We start from the raw sequence: 21026 nt of genomic DNA on the forward strand, positions 1-21026 counted from the left end.
GACCCTTCATGGCAAAGTTCCGCATCGTCGGCATCAGCTTCGACCACATGCACATGGGCGACCTCCTCCGCTGCGTGCACGACCACCCCGATGCCGAGATCGCCGGCATCTTCGACCCCGACCGCGCCACGATGCAGCGCGCCATCGACACCTTCGGCATCCCATCGGACCGCGTCTTCACCGACTTCGACACCTGCATGCGGACGGCAAAACCCGACCTCGCCATCCTCTGCGCCGCCACGGCGAACCACGCCGACTACACCAAGCGTCTTGCGGACTACGGCGTCCATGTCTTCGTCGAGAAACCCTTCGCCGCCTCGGTCGCCGACGCCCGCGCGATGATTGACGCCGTCAAACCCACCGGCAAATACCTGGCCATCAACTGGCCGCTCCGCTGGGTCGAATCCCACGTCACCGCCAAGCGCTTGGTCGACGAAGGCCTGATCGGCGAGGTGATCGAGATCCACTCCTACGGCGGCAACCGCGGGCCGCTCTACCACCTGGCCGACAAGATCGAGGTCAGCCGCGAGGAAGTGGAACGCCAGAAGCCCACCTCCTGGTGGTACAAGCGCGCCAGCGGCGGGGGGAGCCTTCTGGACTACCTCGGCTACGGTGCGACCCTGGGCACCTGGTACCGCAATGGCGAGGCCCCACTGGAAGTTACCTGCGTCACCGACGAAACCCCGGGGATCGAGGTTGACCAGCACTCGGTCACCATCTGCCGCTACGCCAAGGGCCTATCGAAGATGGAGACCCGCTGGGGCACCTTCACCGACCCCTGGGTGATCCAGCCGCAACCTAAATGCGGCTTCATCCTTGTCGGCACCGAAGGCACCATCTCCTCATGGGACTACGACGACCACGTCACCGTGCAGACTCGCGCGAACCCGGAGCCGCACCCCATCCCGTCCGACCCCCTGCCACCGGGCGGACGCAATGCCATCGAATACGTCCTTGGCTGCATCTCGCGGGGTGAACCCCTGAACGGCCCCCTTGACCCCGCCGTCAGCCTGATTGGCCAGCGCATCGTCGACACCGCCGCCGAATCCGCCCGCCAGAAGCGCACTCTCCCGCTGGTCCCATGAGCGAACCCGACGCCGACAGCTATGCCCTGAAATCCACCGCTCTGGCCGAGGTCGCCGCCCCCGACCTGCCTTACCAGCCGCCCATGCCGCGTGCCTACCGCCCGCAGATCGGCGTGATCGGGGCGGGCGGCATCGTCTCCGCCCACCTCGACGCCTACCGCACGGCGGGCTGGGAGGTCGCCGCAATCTGCAACCGGACCCTTGCGAAAGCCGAAGCCAAGGCCGCCGAATTCACCCCAAAGGCCCGCGTCACCAACCGCTGGGAAGAGGTCCTCGCAGACCCCACCATCGACGTGGTCGACATCACCCCGCACCCCGCCGACCGCCTGCCGATCATCGAGGCGGCGCTGAAGGCCCGCAAACACGTCCTGTCGCAAAAGCCCTTCGTACTGGACCTGGAGGAAGGCCGCCGCCTCGTCGCCCTCGCCCGCGACAACGGCGTGAAGCTCGCGATCAACCAGAACGGCCGCTGGGCCCCGCACCTCGCCTGGATGCGTGAAGCCGTCCGTGCCGGGCTGGTCGGCGACGTCATCTCCACGCACATCTCGATCCACTGGAACCACGGCTGGATCGCCGGGACACCATTCGAGAAAATCAACGACCTTATCCTCTACGACTTCGGCATCCATTGGTTCGACTTCCTGCGCAGCGTCATCGGCCCCCGGGCACAGACCGTCTTCGCCACCGCCGCAACCGCCACCGGCCAGACCGCCAAGGCCCCGCTCCTTGCGCAATGCCTGGTGCAGATGGAGGGCGGCCAGGCCTCGCTGGTCTTCGACGGCGCCACCCCGCACGGCCCCCGCGACACGACCTACATCGCGGGCACGAAGGGCAGCCTGCAAAGCGATGGGCCGGACCTTGGCCAGCAGTCCGTCACCCTGACCACCGCCGCAGGCATCGCCCGCCCGCACCTGCAGGGTACCTGGTTCAACGACGGCTTCCGCGGGGCAATGGGCGCTTTGCTCGTCGCCATCGAGGACGACACCGAACCGGCGAACGGCGCCGAGGAAAACCTCGACAGCCTCGCCCTCGCCTTCGCCGCCATCCAGTCGCGCCGCACGGGCCAGCCGGTGCAGGTCGGCACGGCAACCCGCCTCAGCCTCTGACAGGCGCCGGCCCGTTAGCCGATGCGGCCGCGCACGCCGCCAGTCTGGCCGCGATCAAGCAACAGGTGGTCTAGCAAGACACAGGCCATCATCGCCTCGCCCACCGGCACCGCGCGGATGCCGACGCAGGGGTCATGCCGGCCCTTGGTGATCAGGTCGACCTCCTGACCGCCCTGGGTCACCGTCTGCCGCGGCGTCAGGATACTTGACGTCGGCTTTACCGCAAACCTGCACACCACCGGCTGCCCGGTGGAAATCCCACCAAGAATGCCGCCCGCGTGGTTCGACAGGAACTCCGGCCCATCCTTGCCCATCCGGATCTCGTCGGCGTTCTCCACCCCCGTAAGGGCCGCCGCCGCCATCCCCTCGCCGATCTCCACGCCCTTCACGGCGTTGATCGACATCATCGCAGAGGCCAGGTCACTATCCAGCTTCCCGTAAAGCGGAGCCCCCAGACCCGCCGGGACGCCTTCCGCCACCACCTCGATCACCGCCCCGACCGAGTTGTGCGACAGCCGCAGCGCATCCAGATACTCGGCCCATTCGACCGCTGCCACGGCATCGGGCACCCAGAACGGGTTCCGCTCGATCTCCTCGGCATCGAACCGGCTGCGGTCGATCCCCTTGACCCCCATCTGCACCATGTAACCCGTGATCTTCAGCCCCGGCACCAGCGCCGCCAGAGCAGCGCGGGCCACGCCACCCGCCGCCACGCGCGAAGCCGTCTCACGAGCAGAAGACCGCCCGCCACCTCGATAGTCCCGGATGCCGTACTTCTGGTGATAGGTGATGTCGGCATGCCCCGGCCGGAACGACTGGGCGATCTCGCCATAGTCCTTCGACCGCTGGTCGGTGTTCTCGATCATCAGCTGGATCGGCGTGCCCGTGGTCCTGCCCTCGAACACCCCCGAAAGGATGCGAACCTCGTCCGGCTCTTTCCGCTGGGTGGTGAACTTGTTCTGCCCCGGCTTCCGCTTGTCCAGCCAGGGCTGGATATCCGCCTCGCTCACGCTGACGCCGGGGGGACACCCGTCCACCGTGCAGCCGATGGCCGGCCCGTGGCTTTCGCCCCAGGTCGTGACGCGGAACAGGTGACCGAAGGTGTTCAGGCTCATGGGCTCATCCTCGCTTGGTGTTGGGCATACAGGCCACGCGGCCCCCGCCACAAGCCCCCTGAGCCTGCGAAACCCGGCCAAACTTCACAGCCGACTCACGCCTCCGTGAAAAATGCGCGTTGCATGGGGTTGAATTGTCGCACCCCAGCCCCACCTAACGGTACTGCGGGCCGGGCCCCTCTGGCGTCGCCAATTCCCTATTGGCGCACGTGATGTCGGACCGCATCGAGAAATCGTGCTCGATGTCAGCCCGGCACTCTGCCCCTAACAAGGCTGACCTCTCGACGCACCCGAATAGAGGTTCACGGGGATGGATTTCCTCTTCTACGAATTCGTCAACAAGCCGCTCTGGCTGTGGATGATGTTCCTGACCATCGTCATCGCGCTGATGGCCTTCGACCTGGGCGTGCTGCACAAGGATGACCACGAGCTTGGCGTTGCCGAAAGCCTGAAGCTTTCCGCTTTCTACATTTTCATCGCGATCCTGTTTGGCGGTTACATCTGGTGGGCCTGGCAGAACGGCACATTGGTCACCAGCGACGGCACCAACCCGGTGGCCAGTTACTTCCAGGGCTACATCATCGAGAAGGTGCTCTCGATCGACAACGTCTTCGTCATCTCGCTGATCTTCGGCTACTTCGCCATTCCCCGGAAATACCAGTACCGGGCACTCGTCTGGGGCATCATCGGCGTCATCATCCTGCGCGGCATCATGATCGCCATCGGGGCCGAGCTGATCTCGACCTACGCGTGGGTCACGCTGGTCTTTGCAGCCTTCCTCGCGCTGACCGGGATCAAGATGCTGGTTGTGCCGGAAGGCGACATGGATGTGTCGAAGAACCCGGTGGTGAAGCTGACGGCGAAGTACATGAACGTGACCAAGGACCTGCACGGGCAGAAGTTCTTCGTCCGCCAGCCACACCCGACCACAGGCAAGCTGGTCCTCTTCGCGACGCCCCTCTTCGTCGCGCTGATCGTCATCAACTTCGCCGACCTGATCTTCGCCGTAGACTCGGTGCCCGCGATCTTCCTGATCACCACCGACACCTTCATCGTCTACACCGCGAACATCATGGCGATCCTCGGCCTGCGCGCGCTGTACTTCGCGCTGGCCGCCCTGGTGCACCGCTTCCACTACCTGAAGTATGCGCTGGCCGTGGTGCTGATCTTCATCGGCCTGAAGGGCTTCTACAGCTACTTCTTCGGCAAGTTCGACCCCTACCTGTCGCTGGCCATAACCATCGGCATCATCGCGGCCGGCATCTTCTACTCGCTGTGGAAGACGCGCGGCGATGACGACGGACACGGGAAAGAGGTCAAGGCGGCCGAGTAAGGCCGCCGGTCTGAGGCAGGCAAGCAGTGGCGCCCGCCCCGTGTGTCCTCACGGGGCGGGCGTTCCTATTCGGTGCCCTGCCTGATCTGCGTCGTCAGGTCGTGGCCCTCGGGGACACCCGCGATGCGCAGGACCGACAGGCCCAGCGTCACGTCGACCAGTCCGTCTGCCCGCCGCGTCACCTGTGGCGGCTTCGGCCAGGCCGAGAGGTCATAGACCTGCTCTGCCGTCCACTGGCTGACATGCGTCACGCCCCCGTAGGCAAGGACAAAGACCACCGCCCCCGGCCCCGGGTTCACCAGATTGATCCCCGTCCCCCCGTGCAGCGTGTCGTTGCCGCCGTTCAGGTTCACCCGGTTCCGCCCCGGCCCGGTATGGACGACCGACGACGCATCGCCATCGTGAATCTCGTCATTGCCATGCCCGCCGAAAATCTGGTTCCGGCCCCCGACGCCCAAGATCGTGTCGTCGCCCGTCCCGCCGTCCAGCACGTCCCGCCCGCCGCCGCCGGAAATCCGGTCGTTCCCGGCCCCGCCATAGAAGAAATGGCGTGAGTTCGGGTGCAGCGTGATCGCCTTCAGGACATCGTCGCCCTCGCCGCCATAGAAGGTGGCCCCCCCGTATTTCGGTCCGACCATCACGTCGTTCCCGCGGGACCCGGTGACGTTCACCATCACCCGCTCCGTCGTCTCGAAATTGATCGGACTGTCAGGATGCGCCACGATCCGCAGCACCCGGCCCGCGCGTTTGGAGACATCATCCCCTTCGTTCCGCGCCAGCACCGTGGCAATCCGGATGTTCTCCACGTTCATCGGGCAGTGCAGCACATAGCTGTCCGGCCCGCCCAGATACCACAGCGTGTCGTTGCCGCCGTCCTTGGTTTCCCGGATCTTCTCCGCCTCGGCGCCATAGACCCAATAGTTGTCGTTGCCCCGGTGGCCTTCCAGCACCACCGACCCGTCGACCGCCATCATCGCATTGACCCCGTCCGCCGGATTCTCGAACCCCCGCAGATCCAGCCCCAGCTCCAGCGCGCCCTTCACCAGCTCGCCCCGCAGCACGTCCATCGGGGCGTTGGCGATCAGGTTCTCCGTCTCGCCGGGATCGGCCACCACGTCGTAGACATGCTCCTCGCCGTTCGGATAGCGGAAGTAACGGTACTGCCGGTACCCCTCGATGGACGGCCGCACGGACAGAGTGCCAAAGACCGAGGTGATCGGCGACTTCGTATCGTCAAACGCCCCGAAACTTTCGTCGATCAGCGGCAAAAGGCTCTGCCCCGACACCCAGTCTGGCCGCGGGGGCAGCCCGGCCAGCTGCAGGATCGTCTTCGGGAAGTTGTGTAGACTGACCGGCAGGTCGATGACCCGGCCCGCCTCCATCCGCGGCGACCAGATGCCAAAGGGCACATGCGCCGCCGAATCCCACTGGCTCATCTTGTGGAAACTGTCGTGGTTCCCCAGGTTGAACCCGTTGTCCGACAGGAACACGACTGTCGTACGGTCCCCCAGGGGCGAGGCCTCCAGCGCATTCAGGAACCGCCCGATCTCGTGGTCCACATGGCTGATCGCTGCGAAATAGGCGCGCACGACCTGCCGCCAGCCATCATCCCCGCCCTTCTCGGGCGTCCAGTTGCCGTTGGCGATATAGGCCGCCTCGTAGACCGCAAAGCCCGGCGGAGGGCCGTAGTAATCCTCGGGCGCCGCGATGTCGGGCCAGCGGATGTCGGCGGGGTCGTACAGCTGGTAAAACCGGTCGGGGCATTCCAGATTGTAATGCGGGTGCTTGAACCCCAGCTGGATCAGATGCCGCCGGTTCGGGTCGACGCCCCGGTTCAGAAAGTCGATCGCGTTCTGCGCCACGGTGAAGTCGTAGAACAGCTTGTCCTGCGACCCGTCGTCGTCTGGGTGGTTCACCCCGTTGATCCCCGGTCCCCGGTCCAGGTACGCCTTCAGCTTCGTCCGGCCGCCGGAATCATGGGCCTGCGGGTCCTCGTGGAACAACACGCGCCGGAACCGCAGCGGCATCGGAGTGTAGGTCGCGTCGACCTTGCCGGTGGTAAAGTTGTAGAACCCCGCCCGCCGCAGGTCATAGGCCCAGCATTTTTCCGGCGGCAACACTTGACGCCAGAAGCGGTTGAGGTCGACCAGCCCCGTCCGGAACGGCGACAGCCCCGTGGCAAGCTCCGCCCGGCAGGGCGCGCACAAGGGGATCGTCGCATAGGCGTTCCCGAAGCGGACCCCCCGGTTCAGAAGCCGGTCCAGGTTCGGCGTCTGGATCGTCAACCCGAACGTGTCGCGCCAGGTGAAGACGTCGATCATGTCATCCACCCAGATGACACAGATGCTGTCGTTCCTGATCGTCTCGGCGGTGAACGCCATCACGGGGTTCCGTCGTTCAACTTCAACCGCGCAGGCAGCGCCCAGCGCCGGACCAGGCCTGCGCCGAAATCCCCCCGCAATGCGCCGCGGTTCGCGGGATAGGGGCCCTCGCCCTTGCCCAGGCCATAGGCGTAGGTCACGAACACCTCCCCCTCGGGCCGCTTCGAGCACTTCAGGATCACCGCCTTCGGATCATACTTCCCGAACTCGATCCCTGTGATCGTCGCGCCATTGGTCACTCCCTCAAGCGCAAAACCCGCCGTGGGGCCGGCACCGAACGGGTCCTCGGGATCGATCACCAGCCCGTCCTGCGCCTCGCAGGTCAGAACGATGTCATCGCCCGACCGCTCCGCCAGCTGGATCACCGGGCACAGCCACCTGCCCCCACCCTGCACCGCCAGCAGCGCCTCGGTCATTAGCTGTGCCTTCTCGGCGCGCCCGGTGTCGGTCAGCCGCCCGGTGTCGTCGATCTGGAAGGCATAAGACGGAGCCGCAAAGACCAGCTGGTGGTCGCCGTGGTTCCAGGACAGCTCCCACTGCCCCTCCAGCCCCGGTCCGCGCGTCACATCCTGCGTGCCGCAGTCAAACGCGGTCAGGAAGATCGGCCGCGCCAGACCCGCCTTCGCCATGCCCCGGGTGACCCGTTCCATCAGGCCGATCATTCCGTCGCGATAGGACAAGGGATCGCCGGTCAGGTCTTCCAGCGCATAGTCCAGCACCACCGCCAGCACCTGGGCGCGCTGGCCAAGGCGCGCCGCCGCCGCCAGCAGGTTGACGCAGGCCCGGTCCAGGTTCGCAACCGCCGTCCCCGCGCCCAGTTCATGCGAGGTGCTTGCCATGTCGGTTTCCGTCCGGACCATGACCAGCGGCAAGGACTGGTGCGCCGCCCGCCGCCGCGCCAGGATTTCGTCCGCCACCAGCGCCTCGACCGTCAGCTCGCGCAATGGCTCCAGCGCGTCGGTCAACAGCGCCTCGCCCTCGCCACCTTGGCCGACCGCCCCGATGTCGTCGGCCGGGGCCAGCACATACCAGGGAAACCGCGCCGGACCGGGTGAGCCGAGCCCCGCCCGCGCCCCGCCAATCCCCAGAATCGCGTACAAGGGCCCCCGCGTCTCGGCCAGGATCGCCCCGCCATCGACATGCCGCCGATAGCCGCGCGGGCCGTCCGCACCCGGCAGGTTGGCGTGGAAGTAGACCCAGTCCCCCTCGCGCCGGGGGGCCCAGAGGTCGATCTCCTCGGGCAGGTCGGGCAACGGCAGCGCCTCGGCCACTGGGGCCACCTGCGGCTTCAACTCCAGCCGGGCCGCAATATCGGCAATCACCTTGTCCGACAGGCGCAACACCAGCCCGGTCGCGTCATAGCGGATCACGTCGCCGTTTTCGGCCTGGATGATGACGCCTTCTGGGGGGATCTTTTCAGCCATCAGAACAATACCTTGAACCGTTCCGGCAGCCGGTACACCCCCTTGGGCCGCGCGCCGCCGGGGGCGAAATAGACCACCTTCTTCTCCCTCCAGCCATCCACCATTTCCTTGCGGAACTCGGGGAAATCAACGGTTTCCGCGCGCGGCTTTTCCTTGGACAGGGCCTGATACGTCTCCCACGCCGTATCCCAGCCGGTCTTCTCCCGCTCCACCTCCTCCAGCGCCCCGCTCTGGATCACCCGCTGGGCACGCCGCGTGGCCAGACGCTTTTCCGTCATGTCATGGTCGATGAAGCGCAGGTGGAACAGGTACAGATGCGGGTCGAGGTGCAGCTTCGGGTGGTTGGCGAAATGCCCGCCAGGGGCAATGTCGATCTTGTCGCAGGTGATGCAGGGCTTGGCGTAGTTCGCGTTCAGCCGGAAGATCCGCCGGACGTCCAGGATGTTGCGCCCCTCGCTGATCGGCTCGGGCTCAAGCTTCGGGTTATGCACCATCTCGATAGCGAAAGGCGTCACCACGCGCGGCCCGCCCTTCACCACCAGGCTTTCCATATAGTCCGGCAGGCTGTCCGACACCGCCGGATCGACGCAGACGATCTCGTCCACATCGCCCACCAGCACCCAGTTGTAGAAATTGGTGAACCCCGTCGTCAGCCGCGACAGCATCTGCCAGCGCCGCTGGTTGAAGCAGTTCCGCGTCTCGTCGAAGGGGAGGTAGATGACGTTGCAACCCTTGGCGATGCGCTTGTGCTCGGGGTCGCCGCCGTGGCTCAGGACAAAGCAGTTTTCGCGGCCCAGCTGGCGCCCGTAATAGTCGACCCAGCGGGACAGGAAGAAGTGATCCCCGCCCACCATGGTCATCGCCATCATCCGGCCGCGCGTCTGGTCCATTCCGCCGTTCCCGTCTTCCACCAACCGCTTAGCACGAGGCCGCGCCCAAGGCCTAGCCCGCGCTTGCCGCTTTCATGGCATTTGCCGCCGCCCGCCGCGCCCGGCGGATGAAGACCTTCTCTTCATCCGGCAGGTCTGCGCCCAGCCGCAGCATCCCCTCGGCCGCGAGCATCACCAGGGCATGCCGCCCCCGGTTCGCCGCCGCCGCCAGAAGCGCGCGCTGCCACTTCGGCACCCCCCGCCGCGCGCGGTAGCCCGCCCAGAAGTCCGTCCCGATCGTGTCGCCCTGGACCAGCCCGTCGATCAAGAGCGGCAAGGTCCCGGATTTCAGCACCACCCGGATCGCTTCATGCGTGGTGAAGGGGATGCGGAGCTGTTGGACATTCGACCCCGCCAGCCGCGCAGCATGGGCGCGGTCCTCGGGCACGAAGGGATCATACAGCACCACCGCCCGCCGGATGTAGGGAATCGCCGCCGCCGCATCGAGGAACGGCATCCCCTCCCAGTTCGACTTGCGGACCGCAAAGGGAAACCGCTGCTCGAACGGCGCGATGACCTTGTTCATCGTCGACTGCGGGCTGAAGGCCAGGACACGCGCCTCGGGGATCAGGGGGGCGAAGTTCAGCGCCGCGAACCCGCCCATCGACGCGCCAGTCAGCACCACCCGGTCAAACCGGCGGAAAAAGCCGCATTCCTCCAGCCCCCGGATCAGCGCCGGGGCCGTCGGCTGGCGGAACCAGTCCTTCGCATGGCTTTGCACCCCCAGCACCGAATGGCCCAAAGGCCCCAATCGCGACCAGGCCCATGGCCCGCGCGGCCAGCCTTCGTCGATGGTCGCCAGATTGTCGAAGGACACCACAAGTGCCCCGCCGCGTTCCGGCCCCTGCCCCTCGAACCATAGGTTCGCATGCGCGCCCTTCACCAGAAAGCGCCGGGCCTCGGCCGCCGCGTCCAGCGCCATTTCGGGCGGCACGTCCAGCAAAGCGGGCGCGGCGGCCTCCTCCACCCCGTCGCCCTCCGGGTCGTCAGTAGGTCCAGCGGACATGCGCATTCAACCTGGACAGGACCATGCGGTCCTCTGCATCCTCGGACCCCAGAAGGCAGCGGTCGGGCCAGAACAGGACCTCGTGCACCAGCGACTGGCCCAGCGTCTTGCCCAACCCCGCCCGGTTCGACCGGCAGCCAATGAAGAAATCCGCCGAGTGTTGCAGACCCGGAATGATCCCCCGACCCTCGGCCCGCAGGTCGCCCAGCTCCAGCCGCAGCGACTGCTTGCCGAACCCCAGCACCGCCAGCTTCACCCCCTTGCCGCGCTGGACCGGGACCGAGACTTCAACCGTGTTTTCCCGGTCCTTGGCCAGCAGCTGCCCCTCGCTTTCCGACAGGAAGATCATGTTGTGCGACTGTCCGGTAAAGACCGAGGCCAGGGTCTTCGCCTCGCCCTCGGACCGGTAGACCACGGCCACGGTGAATGCCTCGACCTCGGCGGCAAAGCGGGGCAGGGTGAAACCGCAGTTCAGCCCCTCCTGAAAAACCACAGCCTCGGGCGGGCCGGCGTGATGGCGGCTGTTGCCATCGTTTGGCGCGGCCTGCACCGCTTCGATCGCCCCGTACTGCTCGCGCCAGCCGGTGATCTTGCCAGCGGACCAGATCATGTCGATGTCCCGCGCCACAAAGCGCGCCCCGCCGGTGTGCAACACGGCCTCGGCCAGCAGGTGCTCATCCCCCCCGATCAAGGCTCCGGGCGGCAGTTTCGCGGCGATCTGAAGCATCGGGCCTCCTTGACCTATCTTGCAGGCCCCGTCTCGCCGCTGCAAGCCCGACCCCGCCGCGCCAGATCTACCGCGCGGGACAGGATCAGCGCGCCATAGGCGGCATTGTGGTGCTCGAAATCCCGCTTCTCGACATGGTTCGCCACGGCATAGGCCTCGTCGGTGAAGATCCCCGCCGTCACCGTAGCCTCGGGCTGGCGCAACAGCTCGATCCCGTCCTCGGCTGCGGCCTCCTCCAGAATGGCCCAGAACAGCGGCACCTGGTCGGGGATCAACGCCGCCATCCCGGGCGTCACCACATCGGCAAAGCGCTCCGGGTCGGCGGTGTAATAGGCGATTGGCGACAACAGCACCCGCGCCGTTCCGGTCGCCGCCAGCCCCTTGGTCAGCCGATACCCTGCCTGCCCCCGCAAGCCATCGACCAGGATGCGCTGCACCAGGCCCGAGCTCAGGAACGGCCCTTGTGCGAGGCCGCGCAGGATCTGGTTGAACATGCCCCAGACATAGACCCGAGCGCCGGTGACATGGATCGTGTCAAAGTCGCGAGCGGGCAGGAATTCGCGCCCGTTCGCGTTGAACTTGGCAAATCGACGGGCGGTGAAATCGTCCAGCGGATGGATGGCACCATCGCGAAACTCCAGATAGCGGAACCGGCCCCCGACATGGCCCCAGTATTCCAGCTCGACCCCGGATACGTCGACCAGCCCCTGGATCTCTGCCAGTTTCAGGCAGGCGTAGTGACTGTCGCCAAAGATGCAAAGCCGTGGCAACCGGTCAGACATGGCGCTGATCCGGCGCAAAGGCCGCAAGAATCTCTTCTTCGCAGCGCAGCTCGTCGGCCTCGGTCAGCTCCGGCTCTGCCGGATCTTCGGGCAAAGCCTCGACCACAGGCGGCTCGGGCATCGGCTCCTCTGGCAGCTGAGGGGCAGGGATTGCAGCTTCGCCGTCAAACGCCGCCGCCTGATCGTGGAAGAACTGCGCCATCACATGGTCCACGCCAACCGGCAGGACCGACCGCAGATTCGGCGCGAAGAACCGCCCCTTGTAGGCGGGATGGGTGATGATCTCGTAGGACGGAAAGTAATCCACCCGCGGCTGTGTCGCCACCAGCTCGGACGCGACCGCCCTGAGGAGCGACTTGGAATGACTGGTCGCAGTCAGCACATGCTGCCCCGACGCCGTCGCAGTCAGCGGCACCGGCGACACCGTCAGCAAGACCAGAAGCCGCCGGTTCGCCCGGAACATCAGCCGCAGCGCCGCTGTCATTTCCCGGAACAGCGCGGCGAAGCCATGGTTCACGAAGACATGGCGGTCAGGATCAAACTCTCCCGCCACCGTGCCCGGGCAAACCGCATATTCGACCCCCGTCGCCTTGTCCTGCCACGCCTCGGTCAGCCCCATGGTGAAGACAAAGACATGCGATCCGCGCACCGCTTCGGCCACCGCGCGCAGCGTATCCTTGCGCGAGGCGTATAGCTCCTCAGGGCTGACAAAGCCGCCCGGTTCGACCCCTGGGCGAAACGGATCGTAGAACCGCCCGTCCTTCTCCCACACCTCGTCCGGAGGTGTTGCATCCGTCAGCGCCCAGATCAGCCACTGATTCAGCATCTTCGGGGTGTAGATGTTGCCGGTCCGAAAGCTGAAGGTGCCGTAGTGATAGTCCTTCCGCTGCTCTGGCGTCAGCCCGGCAGGCCCCGGCTCATAATCCAGCCAGCGATAGCGCCGCGCCACCAGCGCCTTGGAAAAATGCTGCGCAAAGCAAGATCCCGCCGTGACGATCCGCGTCCGGCGGGCAATGGCATGCTTCGGTTTCCAAAGTCCGGTGATCTCCATCGCGTCGCGTTCGGCAACGGCGGTGCGCCAGAAACGGTCCTCGGGCAGGGTCTCATACGGATGCGTCATGCGCGAAACCGGTCTTGTGTCCTGGTTCAGGATAGGATGGAGAGGTTGCGGGAAGGTCAACCGCTTTTGACCACCACCTTCCAAAGCCCGCAAGCGGCGTGGTAGCTTCGCCCCATGCCCAGCCTCTGCCGCGACTGCCTGACCCTGACCGAGATTCCGGCACCGCGCTGCCCCGCCTGCCGGTCCCCCCGGGTGGTCGCGCATGGGGAACTGACCGGGCTCTCCATCGCCCACATGGACTGCGACGCCTTCTACGCCTCCGTCGAAAAACGCGACAACCCAGGCTTACGCGACCAGCCCGTCATCGTCGGCGGCGGCCAACGCGGCGTCGTCTCGACCTGCTGCTACATCGCCCGCATCAAGGGCGTCCGCTCCGCCATGCCGATGTTCCAGGCCCTGAAGCTCTGCCCCGAGGCCGTCGTCGTCAAACCCCGCTTCTCTGCCTACACCGAGGCCTCCCGCGCCATCCGCGCGATGATGGAGGAACTGACCCCCGCCATCGAACCCCTCTCGCTGGACGAGGCCTTCATGGACCTCACCGGCACCGCCCGCCTGCACGGCGCACCCCCCGCCGTCCTTCTGGCCCGCCTGACCAAGCGGATGGAGGATGAGCTTGGCCTCACCGGCTCCATCGGCCTGTCGCACAACAAGTTCCTCGCCAAGATCGCAAGCGACCTCGACAAACCCCGAGGCTTCTCCGTGATCGGCAAGGCAGAGACGGAGGCCTTCCTCAAACCCAGACCCGTCCGCATTATCTGGGGCGTCGGCACCGCGACTCAGACCGCCCTCGAATCCGCCGGCATCCGCACCATCGCCGACCTCCTCCGCTGGGACCGCACCGACCTTGTCGCCCGCTTCGGGTCAATGGGCGACCGCCTCTGGCACCTGGCGCGCGGTCTCGACACCCGCCGCGTGAACCGCGACGAAAAGCTGAAATCGATCTCCAAGGAGACGACCTTCTTCGAGGACACCTCCGACCCTGACCTCCTCGACGGCCACATCTGGCGCCTGTCCGAGCAAGTCGCCGACCGCGCCAAGGCCAAGCGCCTCTCCGGCCGCACGGTGACGCTGAAGCTGAAGAAGGGCGACTTCCAACTGGTGACCCGCCGCCACGCCCTTACGGACCCCACCCAGCTGACCGACCGCATCTACCGCGCCGCCCGCGACCTGTTCGACCACGCGGGCACCACCGGCCCCTTCCGCCTGATCGGCGTCGGCATCTCTGACCTCGCCCCCGAAGACCAGGCCGACCTGTCGGGCGACCTCCTCGACCCTCAAGCCACCCGCCGAGCCGCCGCCGAACGCGCCACCGACGCCATCCGCGCCAAGTTCGGAGCCGAGGCAATCATCAAGGGCCGCGCGCTGCGCTGACCGGCGGGCAACTTTCACAGGTACCTGTCCCGTCGCTGCGGGTTGCCACGGAACCGCACGCCATCTGGAAAGGCCACCTGACCATCGCCGCGATCAGCAGTCCGGAGGCGCTGCAAGCGGCGGCCTCGACGGCCGTGGCCGCCGCTTCGCCTGCGACCTGTTTCATCGCGCGATCTTCTGCCACGACCCCGCCACCGGACGCTTCGACCGGTTCGCCGACAGCGGCATCCTGGTGCCGAACTATCCCGTGGTGGACGAGGCGCGACAGGCGCTCTGGGTCTGGGACAGCCGGGGCTAGGGCATTCTGCGGCCCGGCATCTTCCGCATCGACCTCAAGACCGGCCATGGCGGGGTCTGGAGCAGCGAGGACTGGGACTTCGCCATCGGGATGTGCCTGGATGAAAGCCGCAGCGGGCCTTACGTGGTCGAAAGCTTCACCGGGCGCGTCACGTTGCGGTCCGGGTCGATGGCGCGGCGGCTCCGGCCACCGATGCCGTCACCGGGCCGGGCCGCGTGCTGGACGGCTTGGCGCAGGCCGCGGACGGGACGCTGTACATATCCTGCTACGAACCGGGCCGCATCTACCGCCGCAGCCCCGACGGAAGCGTCGCCATCCTGATCGAGGACCCGCTGGCCTCGGTGCTGGCCCACCCCACCAACATCGCGCTGAAGGGCAACCGGCTCTACACCGCCAACCTTGGGCGCTGCCGCGTCACCGAAATCACCCTCTCGCCATAGGCCCTGCCAAGCTTCGCGCCAGCGCTACCGCCCCGTCCAGCGCTGTTCCACGCGGGTCGCGCACTGTCCAGTGGCGGGCAAGATCGGGCACATAGACCGGGGCGAGCCCACCCAGGCAGACGACCGGAAGTTCTGCATCCCCTTGCAGGATCCGGACCGCAGCCAGGCAATCGGCCTTGGCCTGCGCCAGAATCGCCCGCGCGGCCGGATCGTCGGACCGGGTGACCCGCGGCGCCAGGGCGGCAAAGTCGGCGGGGCGGGCGTCGGCGGCAAAGGCGATGATCGCCTCGACCCCGCCCAGTTCGGCCAGCATGGCATCCAGCAGGGGCGTAAAGGGCTGGAACCCGTCCGTGGCCCGCAGCGTGGTGGCAAGCAGCGCCCGACCAAGCCAGGCGCCGCTGCATTCGTCGCCAAGCACCAGCCCCTTGCCGCCGATCTCGCGCTGTTCGCCCGCTCGCTGCAGGACGAAGACCGACCCCGTGCCGATGGCGGCGACGATGCCGTCCTCTGGCCCCAGGGCACCCCGGGTCGAGATATGGCCATCGGTCACGATGCGGCTGGCCGCGAAGGGAAGACGCGCCTCCAGCGCCCGGACCGCGGCCGGATTGTTGGCACCGGCCAGGCCAAGGACGGCATGGACAGACCCCGGGGCATGGCCGGCAAGGGCCATGCCGGCCGCGGTCAGGATGGCGGAAAGGCTGCCCTCCAGGTCGGTCGAGATGTTCGATGGCCCCGCCTGGCCCTCGCCAAGGATCGCCCCTTGCGCATCCACCGCGCGGGCCCGGCAGGTGCTGCCCCCGCCGTCTATGCCCAGATAGACCGTCACGCCGCCTCCCGAGGTGCCAATTCCCTGACCATGACGATGGCATCCGGGTTTGTCACCGCCTCCCGAAAGCCGAGATGGCGGTAAAACCCTTGCGCGCGCAGGTTCTTGCGGCCGACTTCCAGGAAGACCCCGTGGCAGTCCGCGCGCCGAAGCGCATCCAGTTCCCGCTCCATCATCGCCCGCCCCAGACCCTTGCCCTGCGCACGCGGCAGCAGGTCGATATGGACATGCGCGGGGAACCGGGCCAGGTCGACGGGCGGCGGCGCGGCCGGGGCGAAGATGCGCCAGCGCACCCAGTCGCTCATCCGCCAGCCCGCGGGGTCCGGCCCCGGATTGCGAACCCGCGCCCGCAGCGGCGGAAACCAGACCTGCTCCAGCCAACCCGCGAAAGCCGCGGTGTCCAGGGCGCCAAAGGCATAGCCGCAGACCCCTTCCGCGTCCTCCAGCACAAAGGCGAAGTCGGGCGCGAAGACCTGGTAGGGCACGGCATAGACCAGCCCCAACAGGTCCGGATCATCCTGCAGCGCCGTCCCGTCGGCCCCTGAATCGCCGGTCTTCAGGCAGACCATGTTCAGCGCCGGATGGTCGTCGGGACCCGCTAGGCGGATCCGGAAGCCGCCGGAAAGCTCAGTCATGGTGATACCGGCCGAAGGGGTCGCGCTTCAGGATTTCCTGCACTCCGACCCCGAAACCGCGCCGGTAGAAGTTGTGGATGCGCCCCTCGTCGGGGAAATCCTCGTCCGGCCCCGGCGCGCCATCCAGCCAGTCGAGATACGTGATCAGATGACCGATCTCCTCGCGCGCTTCCCAGAGATAGCGGTGGAAGGTGTGGAAAAGCTCGCGGTTCTCCACCTCGGTCATCAGCTCGAAAAGCCGGGTGATCCGCTGCGCAAACCCCCGCAGGGTCGTAAGCCCCGCGCGCCAGGCGGGGTCGGACGGGTCCGGGCGGTGGCGAGCGACCAGCTGCTCTGCAAGATCCAGCATGGCAGCGCTTTCCGGCCCTTGGGCGAAGGGTTGCCAGAAGAGGTCGGCCAGAAGACGCACCAGGTCCGACGGGACGGTGGCCCCGTCCGAGAAGGCCAGGCGAAAGCGCGGGGTCCAATCGGCAAGGGCCGTGCCAAGGTCGATGGGCTTGCGGTTCAGGAAATCGCCCGTGGTGCGGATCGGGACGAAATTCGCCTCGGCCTCGTTGTTGGGGTTGGTGAACCAGCCCGAGATCAGATGCAGGATCTCCGCGCCGCGCCCGCCCAGAGGCCCTGCATGGATGCGCCGGATGTCATAGTCGTTGGCGTGGAAGTTGTCCCAGATCACCGGGGCCCGGCGCAGGACTTCTGCCACCTGGCGCAGCCCCTCGGCCTCGATGACTGGGGACACGATCTCCGGACCGGTCCACATCACCTCGACCTCCGGGGCAAGCGCGCGGCCCAGGGTCTGCAGATAGTCCGACCCACGCGGATCGCCCCCGGCCATCCGGCCACAATACTCCGTCGGGCAGAACAGGACCTTGCCACCGTGCGGGCGCAACTGCGCCAGGACCGCGTTCGCCACATCCGCCTGGGCCGCTGCGAAGTTCACGAACTGCGCCCGGTCGGCCTCGGGCAGGACCGAGGGGATGTCGTCGTAAAGCAGCACCACGTCGGAGACACCAAGCGCCAGCATCTGGTCGATGCGGGCGGCGATGGCAGCACGGTCGGCGGCGCTGGAATAGGTGATGTCCAGCGAGGGTGCGAGTGACATCAGGAAACGCAATCCTCGCGCCTCGGCCTCGGCCTTCAGCGCGGCAAGGTCGGAGAGCTGCGACGGCGAATAGGGCGTGCGCCAGCGGGCACGGATGTTCACGTCATCCTTCGGGCCGTAGATATAGGCATTCATCCCGGCCTGCTGCATCCAGTCCATGATCATATGCTTCTGGCCCACGGACCAGTCGCGGCCGTAGAAGCCCTCGATTACCCCCTTGAACATCGGTCCCCTCAGTCCATCGCCGTGGCCGAAAGGCCTGCGATCACGTGGCGTTGCAGCAGGAAATACAGCGCCAGGATCGGCACCGTGGTGATGGTCAGTGCGGCGAAGACCATAGCGTAATCGGTCGAATAGCGCCCGAAAAAGCGGATCAGGCCCACGGGCAGGGTCCGCTTCTCGTCATCCACCACGAACAGGAGAGCGAACATCAGCTCGTTCCAGATCGCGATGGTGTTGACGATGGCCAGCGTCAGCATCGACGGCCAGACCATCGGTACCGAGATGTCGCGGAAGATCTGCCAGATGTTTGCCCCTTCCAGCATGGCGGCTTCCTCCATGTCGGGGCGGATCGTGCTGAAATAGCCGTGCATGATGAAGATGCTCAGCGACAGCGACCAGGCCGTTCCCGCCAGGATCAGCGCCCACAGCGTGTTCAACAGCCCGATGTCGCGCAGCACGCCGAACAGCGGGATGGCGACCACCGGCGGCGGCAGAAGAAGCCCGATCAAGAGCAGCCGGTACAGCCAGCGCCGCCCCGGAAACTCCAGCCGGGCAAAGGCGAAGGCGGCGGCGGTGGCCAGACAGACGGTCAACGTGACCGCCGTTGCCGTGACGATCAGCGAGTTGAGGTAGAGCCCGCCCAGCCCGCCTTTCTCCCAGGCTTCGGCGAAGTTCTCCCACTTCCAGTCGGCGGGCAGGGCGAAGGGGTGCTTGAAGATCTCGCGGTTGGACTTGAAGGCCGACAGGAACATCCAGACTGTCGGGTAGAACATCGCCGCCACGATGGCTCCGCCCACCGCCAGTTGCAGCCATTCCCCGACGCTGCGGCGGTCAGTAGCGGACATGGTCGCCCCGCTCGGTCAGCCGCAGGTACAGCATTGCGATGGCCAGCACGACGATGGCCAGGATCACCGTCATCGCGGTGGCATAGCCCAGCTCGTTGTTGTCAAAGCCCTGGCGGATGATCCAGGTGGCGGGGACCTGGGTAGCATCGAACGGCCCGCCGTTGGTCATGGTGAAGAACAGGTCGAACCCGGCGAACCCGCCGGTGATGGCCAGAAGTACGCAGGTCAGCATCTGCTGGCGCAGAAGCGGCAAGGTGATGGTGAAGAACTGCTTCAGCGGAGAGGCCCCGTCCAGCGTGGCAGCCTCGTAGATGCTGCGGGGAATGCGCCTGAGGGCAGCAAAGAAGATCACCATGTAGAAGCCCGCGAACTTCCAGCCCGAGACGAACATGATCGCAATCAGCGCCGTGCCGGGTTGCGACAGCCAGGGCTGCGCCCAGTCGTCCAGACCCAGCCCCCGCAGGGCCGAGTTCAGCAGGCCCAGCCGGTAATCCAGCACGAAGGCGAACAGCACGCCGGCCGCGGTCATCGACAGCACCATGGGCGAAAAGAACATCCCCCGCATCACTCCGAAACCGCGCCGGTCGGAATTCAGCGCCACGGCCATCACCAGGCCAAAGCCGACCTCCAGCACCAGGGTGCCTAGAATGTAAAGCGAGACATGCAGGTAGGCGGCCAGGTGCACCGGGTCGTTGAACAGGGCCCGGCGGAAGTTGTCGAACCCAACCCAGGTCGGCTCGGCATAGCCGCTCCACGAGGTGAAGGCATAGTAGACCGACAGGGCCAGCGGCAGCAGCACGAAAAGCCCGAAGATCAGAAGCGCCGGGGCAACGAACAGCAGGTTCGCCGCCCCGGTCGAGATCGGCGCATTGGCGTCGCGGGCCATGCGTCAGGGTTTTGGCATGGCGCCGACGGTTTCGTCCAGCCAGACCAGCGCATCGGCCGCGGTCTTCTCACCGCTCGCCGCATAGGCGGCGGCCTGGTAGTAGGCTTCGGCGACCGGGACCGGATAGGTCGTGTCAGGCGGCGAGGCCATCGCATCGGCAGCCGCCAGCATGTCGGCCAACCCCTTCATCTGCTCGGACATCTTGGCGGTGTCGGCCACGCCCTTGACCGGGCTGATCGCCCCCGCTTCCGCCCAGATCACTGCGCTTTCCGGCGAGGTGAGGAATTTCAGGAAGGCTGTCGCCTCCTCGGGATGGGCAGCGTTGGCACCTAGGACAAAGCCGGTCATCGTGCCGATCACGCTTTTCGCGCCCGGCGCCGCCGCATCGATCACCGGCGTGTCGAACTGGCCATACTGGAAGCCCTCGCCCGCCAGATCACCCTCGGACCCGACCAGCCAGGACCCGATCGGATGCATCACCGCGGCCTCCTGGAAGAAGCCCGCCATCGCCGGGTCCGCGCCCAGGCCCTGCATGTCCTTGTTGAACGCCCCCGCCTCGCCCAGGCCCTGCATCAGCTCCAGCGGCTTCAGGAACCCCGCCTCGGCAAAGGTCTTCTGCTGCCGGAAAGCCGCGTCGTAATCGGCCGCCGGAACCGTGCGCGCCGCGACATGGCTCGCCCAGTTCCCCAGGGGCCAAAGCTCGTTGTTGCCGGTGATGATCGGCGTCTCGCCCGCCTCGGCCAGGGTCTTCACCACGGTCAGGAACTCATCCCAGGTGGCGGGAGGCGTCAGGTTGTTCTCGGCGAAGATCGCCTTGTTGTACCAGATCGTGTTGGTCACATCGAGCGAGATGGGGACCAGCCGGATCTTGCCGTCGATGGCCGTGCCCGATCCCGGGGCGAAGGCGCTGTCGATGAAGCTTTCCTTCCAGCCGCCCGCCATCGCGTCGGTCAGATCGGCGGCAAAGCCGGCCTCCGTATCGCGCTGGACGGGATAACCTGCCCACTGGAAGTAGAGATCCGGCACTTCGCTGCCCTGCAGCTGGGTGATCAGGCCGGTATCCGAATAGATGTCGTCGTCAAAGACGATCTGCTTGACCGTGATGCCAGGATTTGCAGCCTCGAAGGCCGCGACAATTTTGTCGAAGGCCTCCTTGCTTGTACCAGCCGACATCGGGTGCGTGATGCGGATTTCGGTTTCGGCCTGCGCCGCCGTCCCGGCGATCAGTGCCAGGACGCAGACAGAGGCCAGTTTGCTCATGCGGTTCATTCGGGGCTCCACAGTTGGAAGTGGCTTGGAATTGGTCTGGTTCTTGCCGTCCATTTCCTGAAAGAATGAAAAGACGCTTGAAGAATGCAAGCAGAAAATCATACCACTGGTATGAAAATCGACT

Annotated in this window: 19 protein-coding genes; 5 read left to right on the plus strand and 14 right to left on the minus strand. The window is 66.4% G+C overall.

What is annotated here, in order from left to right; translation table 11 throughout:
* Positions 1-8 precede the first annotated feature (8 nt).
* The gene (locus AC2EAL_RS03215; RefSeq protein ID WP_484722725.1) at positions 9-1085 is read left to right on the plus strand and encodes a Gfo/Idh/MocA family protein; all 1077 of its coding nucleotides are present in this window, start codon (positions 9-11) and stop codon (positions 1083-1085) included.
* Positions 1082-2191: a Gfo/Idh/MocA family protein gene (locus AC2EAL_RS03220; RefSeq protein ID WP_484722726.1), complete on the plus strand. Its 1110-nt coding sequence runs from the start codon at positions 1082-1084 to the stop codon at positions 2189-2191. Before AC2EAL_RS03215 ends, AC2EAL_RS03220 begins: the two co-directional genes overlap by 4 nt.
* A gap of 14 nt (positions 2192-2205) precedes the next feature.
* Here the strand turns inward: AC2EAL_RS03220 and aroC are convergent, their stop codons facing one another.
* Positions 2206-3306 (minus strand): chorismate synthase, encoded by a 1101-nt coding sequence (aroC, locus tag AC2EAL_RS03225; RefSeq protein WP_484722727.1) that lies wholly within the window; start codon positions 3304-3306, stop codon positions 2206-2208.
* Between the two features lie 310 nt (positions 3307-3616).
* Here aroC and AC2EAL_RS03230 point away from each other — a divergent pair, with 310 nt between their 5' ends.
* A complete protein-coding gene (locus AC2EAL_RS03230) occupies positions 3617-4639 on the plus strand; it encodes a TerC family protein (RefSeq protein ID WP_484722728.1) in 1023 nt (340 codons plus the stop codon).
* A gap of 65 nt (positions 4640-4704) precedes the next feature.
* On the opposite strand, the gene AC2EAL_RS03235 is transcribed toward AC2EAL_RS03230, so the two are convergent.
* Genes AC2EAL_RS03235 through AC2EAL_RS03265 form a run of 7 tightly spaced genes read right to left on the minus strand, consistent with a single transcriptional unit; the run spans position 4705 to position 13008 of the window.
* Entirely contained in the window at positions 4705-7020 is a 2316-nt protein-coding gene (locus AC2EAL_RS03235; RefSeq protein WP_484722729.1) for a sulfatase-like hydrolase/transferase, read from the minus strand.
* Positions 7020-8444, minus strand: coding sequence for a hypothetical protein (locus AC2EAL_RS03240; RefSeq protein ID WP_484722730.1), 1425 nt, complete (start codon positions 8442-8444; stop codon positions 7020-7022). The genes AC2EAL_RS03235 and AC2EAL_RS03240 overlap by 1 nt, the downstream gene beginning before the upstream one ends.
* The gene (locus AC2EAL_RS03245) at positions 8444-9334 is read right to left on the minus strand and encodes a glycosyltransferase family 2 protein (RefSeq protein ID WP_484722731.1); all 891 of its coding nucleotides are present in this window, start codon (positions 9332-9334) and stop codon (positions 8444-8446) included. Before AC2EAL_RS03245 ends, AC2EAL_RS03240 begins: the two co-directional genes overlap by 1 nt.
* Positions 9335-9386: 52 nt before the next feature.
* Entirely contained in the window at positions 9387-10379 is a 993-nt protein-coding gene (locus tag AC2EAL_RS03250) for an alpha/beta hydrolase (protein WP_484722732.1), read from the minus strand.
* Positions 10360-11106: a hypothetical protein gene (locus AC2EAL_RS03255; protein ID WP_484722733.1), complete on the minus strand. Its 747-nt coding sequence runs from the start codon at positions 11104-11106 to the stop codon at positions 10360-10362. Before AC2EAL_RS03255 ends, AC2EAL_RS03250 begins: the two co-directional genes overlap by 20 nt.
* A 14-nt stretch (positions 11107-11120) precedes the next feature.
* Positions 11121-11888, minus strand: coding sequence for a hypothetical protein (locus AC2EAL_RS03260; RefSeq protein WP_484722734.1), 768 nt, complete (start codon positions 11886-11888; stop codon positions 11121-11123).
* On the minus strand, positions 11881-13008 hold the full coding sequence (locus tag AC2EAL_RS03265; RefSeq protein WP_484722735.1) for a GSCFA domain-containing protein: 1128 nt from the start codon (positions 13006-13008) through the stop codon (positions 11881-11883). Before AC2EAL_RS03265 ends, AC2EAL_RS03260 begins: the two co-directional genes overlap by 8 nt.
* Positions 13009-13122: 114 nt before the next feature.
* On the opposite strand from AC2EAL_RS03265, the gene AC2EAL_RS03270 reads away from it, so the two are divergent.
* Positions 13123-14379 (plus strand): DNA polymerase IV, encoded by a 1257-nt coding sequence (locus AC2EAL_RS03270; RefSeq protein ID WP_484722736.1) that lies wholly within the window; start codon positions 13123-13125, stop codon positions 14377-14379.
* 513 nt (positions 14380-14892) lie between these two features.
* Positions 14893-15117, plus strand: a complete 225-nt coding sequence (locus AC2EAL_RS03275; protein ID WP_484722737.1) for a hypothetical protein — start codon at positions 14893-14895, stop codon at positions 15115-15117.
* On the opposite strand, the gene AC2EAL_RS03280 is transcribed toward AC2EAL_RS03275, so the two are convergent.
* From AC2EAL_RS03280 to AC2EAL_RS03305, 6 genes are read right to left on the minus strand one after another with little or no spacing between them, the layout of a single operon-like run.
* A complete protein-coding gene (locus AC2EAL_RS03280; RefSeq protein WP_484722738.1) occupies positions 15101-15943 on the minus strand; it encodes a glucosamine kinase nucleotide-binding domain-containing protein in 843 nt (280 codons plus the stop codon). The genes AC2EAL_RS03275 and AC2EAL_RS03280 overlap by 17 nt on opposite strands.
* Entirely contained in the window at positions 15940-16578 is a 639-nt protein-coding gene (locus AC2EAL_RS03285) for a GNAT family N-acetyltransferase (RefSeq protein WP_484722739.1), read from the minus strand. Before AC2EAL_RS03285 ends, AC2EAL_RS03280 begins: the two co-directional genes overlap by 4 nt.
* A complete protein-coding gene (locus AC2EAL_RS03290; protein WP_484722740.1) occupies positions 16571-17905 on the minus strand; it encodes a beta-N-acetylglucosaminidase domain-containing protein in 1335 nt (444 codons plus the stop codon). The genes AC2EAL_RS03285 and AC2EAL_RS03290 overlap by 8 nt, the downstream gene beginning before the upstream one ends.
* A gap of 8 nt (positions 17906-17913) precedes the next feature.
* Positions 17914-18747, minus strand: coding sequence for a carbohydrate ABC transporter permease (locus AC2EAL_RS03295; RefSeq protein ID WP_484722741.1), 834 nt, complete (start codon positions 18745-18747; stop codon positions 17914-17916).
* Positions 18734-19633 carry a carbohydrate ABC transporter permease gene (locus AC2EAL_RS03300; RefSeq protein ID WP_484722742.1) on the minus strand — a complete coding sequence of 300 codons (900 nt, stop codon included), beginning with the start codon at positions 19631-19633 and terminating at the stop codon, positions 18734-18736. Before AC2EAL_RS03300 ends, AC2EAL_RS03295 begins: the two co-directional genes overlap by 14 nt.
* Before the next feature lie 3 nt (positions 19634-19636).
* Positions 19637-20902: an ABC transporter substrate-binding protein gene (locus tag AC2EAL_RS03305; RefSeq protein ID WP_484722743.1), complete on the minus strand. Its 1266-nt coding sequence runs from the start codon at positions 20900-20902 to the stop codon at positions 19637-19639.
* Positions 20903-21026 lie beyond the last annotated feature (124 nt).

The organism is Tabrizicola sp. T74, assembly GCF_057219935.1.

What these genes read in the sequence shown, in the direction of transcription:
- AC2EAL_RS03215 (WP_484722725.1), top strand. Translation starts at nt 9, where the DNA reads ATGGCAAAGTTCCGCATCGTCGGCATCAGCTTCGACCACATGCACATG.
- AC2EAL_RS03220 (WP_484722726.1), top strand. Translation starts at nt 1,082, where the DNA reads ATGAGCGAACCCGACGCCGACAGCTATGCCCTGAAATCCACCGCTCTG.
- aroC (WP_484722727.1), bottom strand. Translation starts at nt 3,306, where the DNA reads ATGAGCCTGAACACCTTCGGTCACCTGTTCCGCGTCACGACCTGGGGC.
- AC2EAL_RS03230 (WP_484722728.1), top strand. Translation starts at nt 3,617, where the DNA reads ATGGATTTCCTCTTCTACGAATTCGTCAACAAGCCGCTCTGGCTGTGG.
- AC2EAL_RS03235 (WP_484722729.1), bottom strand. Translation starts at nt 7,020, where the DNA reads ATGGCGTTCACCGCCGAGACGATCAGGAACGACAGCATCTGTGTCATC.
- AC2EAL_RS03240 (WP_484722730.1), bottom strand. Translation starts at nt 8,444, where the DNA reads ATGGCTGAAAAGATCCCCCCAGAAGGCGTCATCATCCAGGCCGAAAAC.
- AC2EAL_RS03245 (WP_484722731.1), bottom strand. Translation starts at nt 9,334, where the DNA reads ATGGACCAGACGCGCGGCCGGATGATGGCGATGACCATGGTGGGCGGG.
- AC2EAL_RS03250 (WP_484722732.1), bottom strand. Translation starts at nt 10,379, where the DNA reads ATGTCCGCTGGACCTACTGACGACCCGGAGGGCGACGGGGTGGAGGAG.
- AC2EAL_RS03255 (WP_484722733.1), bottom strand. Translation starts at nt 11,106, where the DNA reads ATGCTTCAGATCGCCGCGAAACTGCCGCCCGGAGCCTTGATCGGGGGG.
- AC2EAL_RS03260 (WP_484722734.1), bottom strand. Translation starts at nt 11,888, where the DNA reads ATGTCTGACCGGTTGCCACGGCTTTGCATCTTTGGCGACAGTCACTAC.
- AC2EAL_RS03265 (WP_484722735.1), bottom strand. Translation starts at nt 13,008, where the DNA reads ATGACGCATCCGTATGAGACCCTGCCCGAGGACCGTTTCTGGCGCACC.
- AC2EAL_RS03270 (WP_484722736.1), top strand. Translation starts at nt 13,123, where the DNA reads ATGCCCAGCCTCTGCCGCGACTGCCTGACCCTGACCGAGATTCCGGCA.
- AC2EAL_RS03285 (WP_484722739.1), bottom strand. Translation starts at nt 16,578, where the DNA reads ATGACTGAGCTTTCCGGCGGCTTCCGGATCCGCCTAGCGGGTCCCGAC.
- AC2EAL_RS03290 (WP_484722740.1), bottom strand. Translation starts at nt 17,905, where the DNA reads ATGTTCAAGGGGGTAATCGAGGGCTTCTACGGCCGCGACTGGTCCGTG.
- AC2EAL_RS03295 (WP_484722741.1), bottom strand. Translation starts at nt 18,747, where the DNA reads ATGTCCGCTACTGACCGCCGCAGCGTCGGGGAATGGCTGCAACTGGCG.
- AC2EAL_RS03300 (WP_484722742.1), bottom strand. Translation starts at nt 19,633, where the DNA reads ATGGCCCGCGACGCCAATGCGCCGATCTCGACCGGGGCGGCGAACCTG.
- AC2EAL_RS03305 (WP_484722743.1), bottom strand. Translation starts at nt 20,902, where the DNA reads ATGAACCGCATGAGCAAACTGGCCTCTGTCTGCGTCCTGGCACTGATC.